Source organism: Pseudomonas sp. PA-6-3C, from assembly GCF_021605825.1.
Taxonomy (GTDB): domain Bacteria; phylum Pseudomonadota; class Gammaproteobacteria; order Pseudomonadales; family Pseudomonadaceae; genus Aquipseudomonas; species Aquipseudomonas edaphica.
In genome coordinates, this window is record NZ_WKDV01000055.1 from 22712 (window position 1) to 36384 (window position 13673).

Sequence of the window (13673 nt, forward strand, 5' to 3'; positions counted from 1 at the left end):
ATGCAGCCCTGGACGCTTTGCGTCCGCTTTTCAGAAAAACCACCTACTACTGGCGATAGACGCGGGCAGCGTCGCGATCCTTCTCCTGTTGCCAGGCGCGTTCACGGTCATCCCAGTGGTTGTCCTTGTAGTCGCGCAACTCCTCGTTCTCGCGCATGGCCTTGCACTGGCGAAAGCCATCTTCCCAGCCTTCGGCGTATTCACGGTCTTTGAGATAGCGCGGCACATTCTTGCGAAACTCCCCACTGATGACCCCAGCGGCCTGGCGACCACTGCTGCAACCGTCGTCAAAGCCATCGGCAAAGGCGGGAGGATAACCCTTGGCGATCAAATCCTGATGGGTGGACTGGCAACCCGACAACCACACTAGCGCACACAGCATTACCGCAGACCGCCACATGGCGTACTCCCTGGCCGCTTTACGGCTGATAGGGGAAGTCTAGTCAGGGATTTGTCGGGGAGGCGTGAAAGGGCGGTGAGAAAAGTGTTGAGTTAAAGGGCCAGGCCACGCTCTGCGCGGGAACGATCTAAAGACAGGCGCTGTCCTGTGGCGAGGGAGCTTGCTCCCGCTGGGGCGCGGAGCGGCCCCAAAAGATCGGGTCTGCTGCGCAGCCCAACGCAGGGCAAGCCTGCTCGCCACAAAGGGGGTTATGTCGTCTGGTCGGTCGTCAATGCGGCATGTTCAGCCAGCTCTTGCTGAATAAACGCCGCAATCATTGCGCGATACACCTGCTCAGTGACCTCAGGGTTGGCGCCCACCGCCTCGGATAAACCCCGCACTTTGGCGATCACCTGTTCAACCCGTTGTGGCGCCTTGACGCCATCGGCGTCTTTCTTAAAGCGCGCAGCCTGGGAAACGTAGTGGCCGCGCTCGGCCAGCAGGGTGACGATTTGTTGGTCGAGGCGGTCGATGTTTTCGCGGACTTGTTCAAGGGAGGTGCAGTTAACAGCCATGTTGATGGAACTCCTGATTGCGATGTGTCGGGATATGCACGGACCAAATGTGGGAGCGCGCGTGCTCGCGAAAGCGGTGAGTCAGTCAATGCATCATTACCTGGACGACCGCCATCGCGGGCAAGCCCGGCTCCCACCTTTGAACTGTGAACGGCGCAGAGCTCAAGTCAGGCGCAAAAAAGTGTGGGAGCTGGCTTGCCTGTGATGGCGGTATGTCAGCTAAAAATCAACAACTGACACTCCGCCATTGATCGTTCCCACGCTCTGCGTGGGAGCGATCTGGTGTGGTTAGTAGTGATACCACTTCACTTCAAGCATCACTTCATTCACGGGCGTCGACAAATGGCTGTACTCACGCTGGGCACTCAACCGCAGGCCCAGGTTGCGCGACAACTCCCACTGCTGGTTAAGGCTGATACTGCGCCGCACTTCGCCATTGGTGAAGAAATCACCCTTGGCCTCAAGGCTCAGATTCCCCAGCGGGTTTTTCCACAGCACGCCGGTGTTGAACCCGGCAGCCGGTGAGATGGCTTCGCTGAAGTCGTTGTTATGTTCCACACGCACGGTGCCGAGGGCAAAACCCAGCATGTCGTCGGTGAGTTGCCAGGTACCGCCGGCGCCGCCGTTGACGTGGGCGACGAGGGTTTCGTCGTCGTGCTTGCCTGGCACGCGCTCCAGGCCGCCGGTCACTTGCCATGACCACGGCTGCAACAGCGCATTACGCGGGGTCAGGGAGCGGATGGTGGCCAGGTCCAGCTGTTGCAGTTGCCAGTGGTTGCCTTCGTATTGGCGCAGTTTCATCTGCAAAATTTCAATCTGCGCGCCCAGCGGGAAGCCTTCGGCGTTGTCGTTGAGGTCGTGGTAGGCCATGCGCAGGCCGTATTCGCCGAAGGTTTTGCTGCCGCGGGTGCCGATGCCGGCTTGCCAGGTGCGCGACTCGTGGCCGTCTTCGGGCAGGCCGGGGCGTTCGATTTTAAGGTCGGGCGCCGGGTTCTGGTTGATCGCGCGCAGCAGTTCGAAGCTGCGTTGCGAGCGTTCGGTGTCGCGCTCCAGGCCATTGGCGCGGTAGCGGCCGAGGCGATAGGCGGCGTCGATAATCAACGCCTGACGCTCGCGGGGCAGGGCCTTGAAGGCCGGTTCCTGCAACTGCTTCTGGTCGTCGCTGATTTTCAGCACCCATTGCTGCTCGTCGCCATTCAGCGGTTTGGCGCGTTCGAGCAGTTCACGTTCGCGGGACGGGCGATAGTCGATTTTCTCCACCAAACCCGCTTCTTTTACCGCTTTGACGGTGTCGGTGGGGATCGCCGTGAGCGGGAATTGCTCGGTCAGGCGCAGGCTCGGGCGCGCCACTTGCAGCAGTTCCAGCAGGCGATAGGAGCAGTTTTCATCAAAGAAGAAGTAGTCGAACTGGATCTGCTTGAGCTCCCACACGTGCTCGACCATGCGCTTGGTCTCGACTTCGGTGAGGTTCAGGCGGTATTCCCACAGGTCGCGGTTTTCGAGGCTGCGGTACTCCGAGAGCTTTTCCTGGTACGGCACCAGCGCGAACAGGCCGGGGTAGCCGCCCATCAGGCCTTTCCAGGCGTAGAGGATGCTGTTGTCGGAGCCTTCGATATAGGCGCCGAAGTTGATCGCGTAGCTCAGCAGCGCGGTGTTGTTGCTCTGCACGTCAGCCTGGTCGATACGCAGCAGGGTGTGACCGAACATCGACGACGGGCTGTTGAGGTAGGCCGCCGGGAAGATCATCACCGCGCTGTGGGGCGCGACGTCTTTGAACCATTGGGTGAATTCTTTGCACTCCAGCGCGGGCAAGTCGGTGAGGTTCAACTGACTCTTGAGCCAGCGGGTACGTGCGGGGTAAACGCATTGGGCGTGCTTTTCGCCGAGGCTGGCCGGGGCGTACAGCGCCTCCACGGTGGCCTGCAGTTCCTGGTCCGGGTGGTGGGCGCCATCGGGGGCGAGGAAGAACTTTTTGTCGCTGACATAGCTGCGCCAGCCCTTGAGCTTGCCGGCTTCGTAATGGCCCAAAGACAGCCAGAACGGATCGTTGGCCAGTTGCTGCAAACGTTGATCATCAATATGCGGCGCCGCGTACAGCGGGGCGCAGGCGAAGAGTGCCAGCCAGGCAAAGCGTTTGAGCATAAGGGCAACTTAAGTCGGAAGTAGTGAGACCCAAAGGGGAGGCGGGCCCAAAAATAGAACCAAAAATAAAACCCGCGCCTCGAAAGGCGCGGGCCAGTCGAGCTTAAGCCTGGGTGGCGTATTTGGCCAGGCGGGTATCGCTTTTCAGTACAGCCAGGGTGTTGTTGTGCACGTCGTCGGCGGTCACGTCAGCTTTGCTGAAGATCTGCTGGAAGTGCTCGTGGGTCACGGCCGCGAAGTGCTCGCGATCTTCCGGTGCAACGCCCAGTACCACCGCGTAGGTGGTCAGCGCTTCGCCGTTGCCTTTGGCCATGTCTTCGGACAGCTCGTTCATCATGCCATTCATGGCAATCCAGGACTTGCCGCCGTAGGTCAGGGCGCTGTTGGTGCTGCAACCGTTGGTGCCCGAGGTCATGCCGAAGGTGGCGTTACCCGAGGTGCCGTTGGTGGTGGAAGCAAGGAAGTGAGCCGGAGTACCGCGCTGGCCTTCGAACAGCATGTTGCCCCAACCGCAGTTCGGGCCACCTGGCGATTCAGCCATTGCATTGAGGGAGACAACGGTGAAGAGAGTACCAAGAAGGATCCGTTTCATAGCTTTGTTCTCTTTGTGTGCAAACCAATGGACAAGGGTTCAGGCGCGTCGCAGCGCCCTAGGGGCCAGTTATTAGTCCAACCCGCGCAGTTTGGAGTTTAGGCACGTTCCTAGGGTTCCGTTATTTTTTATAAAACAATCCGTGTGGTTGTCGAGCGTGGCAGCGATTTTTTTGTAAGACGCATGCCCTGTCTATGCTTTCCCACAGCCTCGCCTTGCCAGAGCGCGTCAGCGAGAGCCAGAATGCCGTCATCTGCCCCGCCTGATGTAAGGAAGCCCGATGCCTGATCCTGTTGCTGCCAGCTTGCGTCTAGCGCCCGAAGCGCTGACTCGTCCTTTCTCCGCTGAACAGTTCAGCTTCTCGACCACCAATGATTTGGAGCCCTTTCGCGGTGTGCTTGGCCAGGAACGCGCAGTAGAAGCGTTGCAGTTCGGTGTGGCGATGCCACGCCCCGGTTACAACGTGTTTGTCATGGGCGAGCCCGGTACCGGCCGCTTTTCGTTCGTCAAACGCTACCTGAAAGCCGAAGGCAAACGCCTGCAGACCCCGGCGGACTGGGTCTACGTCAACAATTTTGACGAGCCGCGCGAACCGCGTGCCCTGGAATTGCCGGGCGGCGCTGCGGCGGCGTTCATCGCCGATATCAACGGCTTGGTCGACAACCTTGTCGCCACGTTCCCGGCCGTGTTCGAACACCCGACCTATCAACAGCGCAAAAGCGCCATCGACCGCGCCTTCAACCAGCGTTACGACAAGGCGTTGGACGTGATCGAGCGCCTGGCGCTGGAAAAAGACGTGGCGCTGTACCGCGACAGCTCCAACATCGCCTTCACGCCGATGCTCGACGGCAAGGCGCTGGACGAAGCCGAGTTCTCGCAACTGCCGGAAGTCGATCGCGAGCGCTTCCACACGGATATTTCCGAGCTGGAAGAGCGCCTCAACGAAGAACTGGCCAGCCTGCCGCAGTGGAAGCGTGAGTCCAACAACCAACTGCGCCAATTCAACGAAGAAACCATCACCCTGGCCCTGCAACCTTTGCTGGCGCCTCTGTCGGAAAAATACGCAGAGAACGCAGGCGTTTGCGGTTACCTGCAAGCCATGCAGGTCTACCTGCTGAAAACCGTGGTTGAGCAATTGGTCGACGACGCCAAGACCGACGCCCAGGCGCGCAAGCTGCTCGAAGAGCAATATTGCCCAAGCCTGGTGGTGGGCCATTCGGTCAATGGCGGCGCGCCGGTGGTGTTTGAACCGCACCCGACCTACGACAACCTGTTCGGCCGTATCGAATACAGCACCGACCAAGGCGCGCTCTACACCACCTATCGCCAGTTGCGTCCGGGCGCGTTGCACCGTGCCAATGGCGGTTTCCTGATCCTGGAAGCCGAGAAAATGCTCAGCGAGCCGTTTGTGTGGGACGCGCTCAAGCGCTCCTTGCAGTCGCGCAAGCTGAAGATGGAGTCGCCGCTGGGCGAGCTGGGCCGCTTGGCCACCGTGACCCTCAACCCGCAGATGATCCCGTTGCAGGTCAAGGTCATCATCATCGGCTCGCGCCAGCTGTACTACGCGTTGCAGGACGCCGACCCGGACTTCCAGGAGATGTTCCGCGTGCTGGTGGACTTCGACGAAGACATCCCGATGGTCGACGAAAGCCTGGAACAGTTCGCCCAGTTGCTCAAAACCCGCACCTCGGAAGAAGGCATGGCGCCGTTGACCTCGGACGCGGTGGCGCGGTTGGCCACTTACAGCGCACGGTTGGCGGAACACCAAGGGCGTCTGTCGGCGCGCATTGGCGACTTGTTCCAACTGGTCAGCGAGGCGGACTTTATCCGCCACCTGGCGGGCGACGAGATGACTGATGCCGGCCATATCGAACGGGCGCTCAAGGCCAAGGCCACGCGCACCGGGCGTGTATCGGCGCGGATTCTCGACGACATGCTCGCCGGGGTCATCCTGATCGACACCGCCGGTGCGGCGGTCGGCAAGTGCAACGGGCTGACCGTGCTGGAAGTCGGTGATTCGGCGTTCGGCGTGCCGGCGCGGATTTCCGCCACGGTGTACCCGGGCGGCAGCGGCATTGTCGACATCGAGCGCGAAGTTAACCTCGGCCAGCCGATCCACTCCAAGGGCGTGATGATCCTCACCGGTTACCTGGGCAGTCGTTATGCCCAGGAATTCCCGCTGGCGATCTCGGCCAGTATCGCGTTGGAGCAGTCCTACGGTTACGTGGACGGTGACAGTGCGTCGTTGGGCGAGGCGTGTACCTTGATTTCGGCCTTGTCGAAAACGCCGCTCAAGCAGTGTTTTGCCATCACCGGCTCAATCAACCAGTTTGGTGAAGTGCAGGCGGTGGGTGGGGTCAACGAGAAGATCGAAGGCTTCTTCCGCCTCTGCGAAGCCCGCGGCTTGACTGGCGAGCAGGGCGCAATCATCCCGCAGGCCAACGTGGCCACGCTGATGCTCGACGAGAAGGTGCTGCAAGCCGTGCGCGACGGGCAGTTCCATATCTATGCCGTGCGTCAGGCCGACGAGGCGCTGAGCCTGTTGGTGGGCGAGCCTGCCGGTGAGCCGGACGAAGAAGGGCAATTCCCCGAAGGCACAGTGAATGCGCGCGTGGTTGAGCGGTTGCGTGCGATCGCCGAGATGATCAGTGAGGATGATTTGAAGGAGGCGGAGAAGGAGCTGGCGCAGCAGGCGTTGGCGCAAACCCAGCCAACCTGATCTGCAGTTCGGAACGCGGTAAATGTGGGAGCTGGCTTGCCTGCGATAGCGGTGGGTCAGCCAGCAGAAGTGTCGGCTATGAGTCAGTCATCGCAGGCAAGCCAGCTCCCACATTGGATCGGTGGTGTTTCGTCACAAAATTGACTCCCATTTCAGGGACCAACGCCCGTTGGTCCCTACAACCTTGGTTTGTACTGGTTTTCTTCTATTCTGACTTTTAGGGATATCCACAGGAGTCGCAGGACAGAGACAGCCTCCCCGCGTGATTGAGGCTGAACACCGATCTACCGAGGGGCGCCGCCATGTCGCGCAACCTTTGCCTTACCCGCCAATGCCTGGGCCTGGTCACCCGTATCGAATGCTCCATTCGCCCGCTCGCGGGGGATAACGGCATGTGGACCTTATTGTTTGCTGCCGGCATGACCGGCGAGCAGCCGTCCACCATCAAGTCCCAAGGCCCGTTCCATGGGCCATTCGTTGCAGAAACCATTCTGGAGTCGATTGTGCAAAGCCTGACCTTGCATGGCTATGCGTTGGCCGATGACCCGCAGATCTGGTGCCTGCACCTGCAGGCCCATCTGCGACAACTCAACGGCGGGCGCTCGCATCCGGTCAGCGATACCCACCACTGATCGTTCCCACGCTCTGCGTGGTAATGCCGCCCCGGACGCTCCGCGTCCCGCAGCCAGCGCAGGTTCAAGCCGTGGGCAGGTGACGCGGAGCGTCACGGGATGCATTCCCACGCGGAGCGTGGGGACGATCGGCGGGGTTACTTGCTCTCGGGCTTATCCAGCTTGACCTCAAAACCGTATTGCACGGTGTTCAGTTCGGTGCGCTGGTAGCTTTCCAGGCTGGTGGGCTGGCCGTAGAAGTAATGCACATCAAACAGCGCCGTGCCGTATTCCTCGGCGCGGTGGCTCACGCCGAGGATTTCCTTGAGGTACTTGCCCGTGGCGTCCTTGGCGTAGAAGCGCCAGCTGTCGGCGGGGAATTCCTTTTGGTCGACGATCAGCGCGTTGTCCTTGAGCGACAGGCCTTTAGGCAGCTTGGCCACGTCTATCGTGTTTTTTTCGATGGTGGCCAAAAACAGCGGCACCGAGCCCACCACAAAGGCCGGGTTTTCCGGGAACAGGTTGAGGTCATAGGTGAGTGTGCCGCTGCCGGCGTTCAGCTCGAAGGCCTCGGTGGGCAGTTCAATCGGCTCGCCGCGCTCGCCTTTGTCGTCCGCCGTGAAGAAGGTGATGGGCGCGTCGCTGTTGTTGCGATCAGCACCGACCAGGTCGTCATTGAACGTGAACGGGTGGTCAAACACGATCTTCGCCGCGCTGGCGTCTTCGGTCGACTGGGTGATGGTCACGCTTTTTTTCAGCTGGTCCTCGGTCATGGCGGCGTCTTTAAGCCAACTGGCGGCGCTGTCGTCGTACACGGTGACCGGCATCGGCAGCGCTTGCACGCTGCTTTGCAGGCTGTTCTTGTCGAAGCGCTGCACCGGCAGGTCCAGGTCTTTGCGGGTGAGGGTGGCTTTGGAGAAGTCCAGTACATCGACCTGCAGGGTGTCGATCAGGCCATTGAAATACACCTTGGCGTAGTGGCTGCTCTGTTTGTGCTCGAAGGCTTTTTGTTCGTCGGTGAGTTGTTTTTCAAAGGCATCCGACCAGGCCTTCTGCTTTTGCATCTCGGCCAGTTGTTTCTCGTAGAACGCCACTTGCGCGGCATTTTCGTTGATTGAACCCGAGCGGGTCAGGTACTGCCCGGTGCTGTCGCGGGCCTGCACCAGCAATGGGTTGGGCGATTCATCGCCGACTTCCGGCGCCAGCGGTTCGCTGTTGGTCAGTTCAATCTCGGCGTAGTTTTTTTCAAGCAACAGCAGGTTGAGGGTGATATTGCCTTCGGTGCGCTTGTGGCCTACGTCTTTTTTCGACAGGTCGAAGGTCAGCACCTTGCCCGGCGCGACCACTTCAACCGAGCCTTTGAGGCTGACGGGCTGCGGCTGGCTCTTGTTGTCGGTCTCGACGCCTTCGATAAACGGGTAGGTCACGGTCAAGTCATCGGGGTTGGTCAGGTTGGAGCTGCTGGGGCTCAACTGGATACCCGGGTCGGTTTCCGACCATTCCGGCTGGAAGGGGATGACTTTATTGTTGCTCAAGGTCACCGACTGCCATTCCAGGCCGTGGGGGAAGGGGAACTGGTCGGGGCTGTTGAAGCTGAACGGGAATACCGGCTGCAAATCGGTCAGGTAGTCGGAGTGCGAGGCTTTGCGCAGCACGAACAGGCCGTTGATGTAGGTGTCGACCAAGGCTTGGGGCGTGGGGTAGTGCGTGAGCAGGGCCAGGGTATCTTCACCGTATTCGGCTTCGATAGGCTTGTTGGCGAGCTTGACGCGCGCCCGTTCCAGCAACAGCAGGGAGCCGCCGAGGTCGGCGATGGCGTCTCTGAGTTTGGGGTCTTGAATGCTGTCCAGCGATTGTTCGAACTTTGCGGTTTTCTCTTCGAGGGTGGCCTGCTTCTGCTCTTCTTTCGGGGAGCAGCCACCAGCCATCAGCAACACCGCACACAGGCCAAGGGTGGCCAAAGGGGATCGCACATCCGTCATCTGAATCTTCCTGTCCGACATCATCGAGCCGAGTGAGAGGACTCGACACTAGCAGAAAAATTCTCTTACAGATGCCGTACAGATCAGTTTTCTCGTGGTTCCAGCTGTTTGGAGGCGGCTGGTATACTCGCGGCCATTTTTAGCCTGGCTGTGTGAGATCTGATGGAACGCTTTATCGAAAATACGATGTACGCCTCGCGCTGGCTGCTGGCGCCGATTTACCTGGGGCTTTCCCTGGGTCTGCTGATCCTGGCGCTGAAGTTTTTCCAGGAAATCATCCACGTCCTGCCCAACATCTTCACCATGTTGGAATCGGAAGTGATCCTGTTGCTGCTGTCGTTGATCGACATGGCGCTGGTCGGCGGTTTGCTGGTGATGGTGATGATTTCCGGCTACGAGAACTTCGTCTCGCAGCTGGATATCGATGAGAACAAAGAAAAGCTCAACTGGCTGGGCACCATGGACTCTTCGTCGCTGAAGATGAAAGTGGCGGCTTCCATCGTGGCGATTTCGTCCATCCACCTGCTGCGCATCTTCATGGACGCCAAGAACGTCGATCCGCAGCATTTGATGTGGTACGTGATCATCCACATGACCTTCGTGGTCTCGGCGTTTGCCATGGGTTACCTGGACAAGCTCACCAAGCACTGATGCCCCGCGTTAGCCTTACTGCGTCACAAAGTAGTAAGGCTGGCGGCCGATCTTCATTTCCTTGATCACGTTGACCTTCTCGCTCAACTGTTCGGTGCGGTCCAGCAACGCAATGTTGCCGGGCTTGGCGGTGAGGAAGCTGCGCAACTCGGCTTCGGTCTGCAGGATCGGCAAGTACGCCTGCAGATAGAACACGCTGGCCCCGGCGATACGCTCGTTAGGCTGGAACAGCACCACGTCCTTGCCTTCGGTTTGAAAGGCTTTGGCCTGGCTGATCACCGGCACGAACGACTCGCGTTTGTCGGCCTTTGGCGCGAACCAGAACGCGGCGCTCATATAGCTGAGGATGGCCAGGGTAAAAGCACCGACGATCACACGCCGGTGGTAGCGGTAAATCGCCGGTTTGTGGGCTTTAAGCCATTCCAGCAACACCCCGGCATATTCCGCGGCGAGCACGGCGGCGGCTGGCGTGAGGGCCATCAAATAAACCGTGCGTTTACTCGACGCCAGGGTCAGCAGGGTGAACTGCGCCACCAGCCACACGCTGAAAAACAGGCGGTAGCGGTTGCGCACCAGGCTTTTGCGAAAGTGCCACAGGCCCAGGTACACCAGGATATTCCACGGCAAAAAGGCTTCGGGCAGCTTGGCGATGTAGTAGTAGATCGGTTCGTAATGCCCGGCCTCGACGAAGGAGCCGCTGAAGCGTCCTACGCTGTTGGTCCACAGCACTTCAGCCACCGCCTGTATACCGCCGCGCTGGAACAGGAAGCCCAGCCAGATCAACAGCGGCACCAGCGCCAGCAGCGTGAACAACGCCGGCTTGAGCCAGTCGCCGATGCGCAGGCGTTTATCCATCAGGCTGGTGCTGAGCAAATACACAAAAATCACAATGCCCGGCATCGCCAGGCCCAGCACGCCTTTGCTCAACGTGGCGATGACCATGCCGACGGTAAACATCGCCCAGGCCCAACCACTTGAGCCTTCGCGATCAGTCCGCACGGCCTGGTAGAACCCCAGCAGCGCTGTGGTCACGCCGAGGCTGAGCAATGAGTCCTCACCCACGCCGCGCACATTGCCCCAGTAACTGGCCATGGTCGCCAGGATCAGCGCGGCGCAGAACGCCAGGGTTTGCGGCCGCCCGAACTTGCGCAGCATCGCGTAAAACAGCATCACACTGAACAACCCGGCGAACGCCGACGCCAGGCGCACCGCCCAACTGGTGCCGCCAAACAGGCGAATGGCGCCAGCATCCAGCCACAGGCTCAGGGGTGGTTTTTCCAGGAAGGGTTCACGGAACAGGCGCGGGATCACCCAGTCATTGTCCAGGTGCATGGCCATGGCGATCCCGGCGACGCGGGCTTCGGTGGAGCCTTGCAGCTCATGGCTGCCAAGGGCGAAGAAGAACAACACAGCAACGAGAAGGAGCAGCAGAGGAACGGGACGCGTCATGGTTCTGGCTACCGAAGCAGGGGACCGCTCGGGGGAGCGGCCATGTTAATCGGTCAGTATATGTATCCGTTTCTTAACATTTCGTGAACGAGTGTGGGGTTTTTGTACGGCTCGCTCAGCCCCGTATTCAAGGCAGTTTCAAGCTGGGCAGCGCCGCTTTGCCTGGCTCGGTGAGTACCGGTTCCAATTGCGCCCAGGTGAAGCTCAACTCATTGTCGCAGCCGTCGCCCGTGGCGCGCGTGGAGAGTTGCAGGCCTTGAGTGTTGAAGCTCAGGTCGAAACTGTCGTAACTGGTGATTGCCGGGCAGCCCTCGTCGGTGGTGGTTTGTTTGGCCAGCCAGGCGCTGAAGGTGGCAGGCAACTTCACGTGCCCGGAGTAGACGTCATACCCTTGTTGTTGGCCACCGAGCCAGGTCCACGGGTCAACACGTTCGCCGGTTTGCAGGTTCCAGGAGTGCAGCCCCCAACTGATGCCCCGCGCGCCAGTGCCCGCCGCCCAGCGATAGAACTTTACGGTGATGAATTGCGATGACCAATACGTAGGCTCGACGTCGATTTCGCTGGTGTAGCCCGAGCCGTTTCGCCCGAGGTACTCACGACGCTCCTGGAAATAGTCCGCCTGCGCCTCATCGCTGACAGCCATGGCAGCGAGTTGCTGGTTGATCTTCTGAATCGCCGGGCTGTCGCCTTCGAGCTTGATCGTGACCTGTGCGCCTTGGGCCTTAAGCAGATACGCGTGGTTTTCGAAGCTTTTTTTCTCGGTCTTCACCGGCAGCGGCGCGGCTTCCATGGGCGCGTTGTAGGCGTCGCTGCCGCAGCCGTCGGTGCTGATGCGTTTCAAGGCCAGTGGCAGCGATTTGGCGTCTTTGGTTTTGCTCCATGCGCCCGCGAGCGTATCGCCCTGGGGTTTGTCCAGCTTCCACAGCCCGGTGTTGCCGGCTTCCACCCACGGTGCGTTGTCGCTGGCCTGGGTCAGTTGGATCGGTGTGAGAATGCGCTGGTAGTAGTAACTGCCCTGTTCGCCGTCGGCGCCGTTGAAACAGGCGGTGATGGCGGATTTACCCAGCGTGCCCTGCCACACGCCCGCGAGGTCGGCGGCGTTGGCGAGGAGGGGCGTGAAGGCGAGGGCGATGACGGCGAGGGGCTTGAGCACGGGTATCTGACTTCCGGTTGTCTGATAAAGGTCGTCAGGGTAATGGGAATGAGGTGTCTACGAAACCTGGGGCGATTCAAACACCTTCTTTTTAGATAAGGTAACTCTCGGTTTTTATATCCTTAGTCATTAAGAATATTGGTGCCTGGCAGGTTGGCAGGGTACTAATCGCGACTTTGCCCCTTGGCAGTTCGGGCGTTCTACTGCTGCCTAACCAAGGCCTGTCACCCATGGAAAGTCCGAGCATCGAATACACCGACAAACAGCGCTGGTTTGCCTTAACCAAGATCAATACCCTCTCGGCACTCTCGCAGATCGTACAGATCGGCACCGTTACGCCACTGCTTTCGCTGTCGCTGGAACAGCAAGGCGTGGAGCCGGCCAAGATCGGCGTGATTGTCAGCGCCTCGTGGCTGGCGATCCTGCTGCTGTACAAATGGGTGCCGCGTTTGCTCGCCCACCTGGGGCTGGTCAAGACCAACATCCTCAGTGCGGTGCTCACCGTTGGCGCATTGATCGGCATGACCTTGACCCACCACCTGGTGCTGATTTTTGCGCTGAATTTTGTCCTCGGTATCGGCCTGATCCTGCGCTGGATCGCCTGCGATACCTGGATCGTCGCCGTCGCCTCCAAAGATGAACGCGGCCGCGCGATTGGCGTACACGAAACCCTCATGGGCCTGGGCATCGCCGTCGGCCCGCTGCTGCTGGTGGTCTTCGGCGTCGGCAGCGCCGCGCCTTACTACGCCTGCGCCGTCATCGTCCTGCTCTCCGGCCTACTGGCACTCACCCTCAAACCCTACGACACCCAACCACAAACCCCGGCAGAAAAACGCCACGGCAAATTATTCAGTGTCATCCCCACCGCACTCTGCGGCGCGTTTATCGCCGGCTTCGCCGAAACCTCATCCGTATCATTCCTGGCCGGCTACAGCCTTTCGGCCGGCTACCTGCTCACCGCCGCGACCCTGCTGATCTCAGTCTTCGGCATCGGCGGCACCCTGCTGCAACTGCCCATCGGCTGGATGGCCGACCGCAGCTCCTACAAAATCGGCCAACTGGTCTGCGGATTGATCCTGCTGCTAGGCACCCTCGCCATCCCATTCAGCCAGCCGCTTCCCTGGTTGGCGACGCTCATCGTATTCCTCTGGGGCGGGGCGATTGGCGGGATGAACACCCTGGCGGTGATCGAGGCGGGAGATCGCGTGGGGGAGCATCAGGTGTCTACGGCGATGACGGCGATTGCGATGTTTTATACGTTGGGCAGTGTGTTGGGGCCTATTGCGACAGGGGCGACGGTTTCTTATGTGAGTGGGGATGGGTTGATGATTGCGGGGGGGGGGGTGGCTTGGTCTTATACAGTGGTGACGCGGCCGGCGGGGGGGGGGAGGGTGTGGTCTCTTGTGCTGGGGCGAGGTCG

General features: G+C 60.1%; 11 protein-coding genes. 4 read left to right on the forward strand and 7 right to left on the reverse strand.

The window, feature by feature from the left end:
- Positions 1–46: 46 nt before the first annotated feature.
- From GIW48_RS26685 to GIW48_RS26700, 4 genes are all read right to left on the reverse strand, one after another.
- A complete protein-coding gene (locus GIW48_RS26685; RefSeq protein ID WP_186617085.1) occupies positions 47–400 on the reverse strand; it encodes a hypothetical protein in 354 nt (117 codons plus the stop codon).
- A gap of 248 nt (positions 401–648) precedes the next feature.
- Positions 649–954: a chorismate mutase gene (locus GIW48_RS26690; RefSeq protein ID WP_017139296.1), complete on the reverse strand. Its 306-nt coding sequence runs from the start codon at positions 952–954 to the stop codon at positions 649–651.
- Between the two features lie 288 nt (positions 955–1242).
- A complete protein-coding gene (locus GIW48_RS26695; protein ID WP_186617083.1) occupies positions 1243–3096 on the reverse strand; it encodes an Lnb N-terminal periplasmic domain-containing protein in 1854 nt (617 codons plus the stop codon).
- 103 nt (positions 3097–3199) lie between these two features.
- Positions 3200–3688: a DUF3015 domain-containing protein gene (locus GIW48_RS26700; RefSeq protein ID WP_017139294.1), complete on the reverse strand. Its 489-nt coding sequence runs from the start codon at positions 3686–3688 to the stop codon at positions 3200–3202.
- Between the two features lie 280 nt (positions 3689–3968).
- On the opposite strand from GIW48_RS26700, the gene GIW48_RS26705 reads away from it, so the two are divergent.
- Both GIW48_RS26705 and GIW48_RS26710 read left to right on the forward strand, forming a co-directional pair.
- Positions 3969–6407, forward strand: coding sequence for a Lon protease family protein (locus GIW48_RS26705; protein WP_056858239.1), 2439 nt, complete (start codon positions 3969–3971; stop codon positions 6405–6407).
- Positions 6408–6709: 302 nt separating this feature from the next.
- Complete coding sequence (locus GIW48_RS26710; RefSeq protein ID WP_099547625.1) at positions 6710–7039, forward strand: PA4575 family protein; 330 nt, start codon at positions 6710–6712, stop codon at positions 7037–7039.
- A 137-nt stretch (positions 7040–7176) separates the two neighbouring features.
- Here GIW48_RS26710 and GIW48_RS26715 read toward each other — a convergent pair whose 3' ends face one another.
- The gene (locus GIW48_RS26715) at positions 7177–9000 is read right to left on the reverse strand and encodes a hypothetical protein (RefSeq protein WP_017139292.1); all 1824 of its coding nucleotides are present in this window, start codon (positions 8998–9000) and stop codon (positions 7177–7179) included.
- Between the two features lie 162 nt (positions 9001–9162).
- On the opposite strand from GIW48_RS26715, the gene GIW48_RS26720 reads away from it, so the two are divergent.
- Positions 9163–9651: a TIGR00645 family protein gene (locus GIW48_RS26720; RefSeq protein WP_017139291.1), complete on the forward strand. Its 489-nt coding sequence runs from the start codon at positions 9163–9165 to the stop codon at positions 9649–9651.
- Between the two features lie 15 nt (positions 9652–9666).
- Here the strand turns inward: GIW48_RS26720 and GIW48_RS26725 are convergent, their stop codons facing one another.
- Positions 9667–11100: an ArnT family glycosyltransferase gene (locus GIW48_RS26725; RefSeq protein WP_176991793.1), complete on the reverse strand. Its 1434-nt coding sequence runs from the start codon at positions 11098–11100 to the stop codon at positions 9667–9669.
- Positions 11101–11227: 127 nt separating this feature from the next.
- Complete coding sequence (locus tag GIW48_RS26730) at positions 11228–12253, reverse strand: hypothetical protein (protein WP_236460078.1); 1026 nt, start codon at positions 12251–12253, stop codon at positions 11228–11230.
- Positions 12254–12483: 230 nt separating this feature from the next.
- Here GIW48_RS26730 and GIW48_RS26735 point away from each other — a divergent pair.
- A partial coding sequence (locus tag GIW48_RS26735) for an MFS transporter (protein WP_236490685.1) occupies positions 12484–13673 on the forward strand: 1190 nt, incomplete at its 3' end.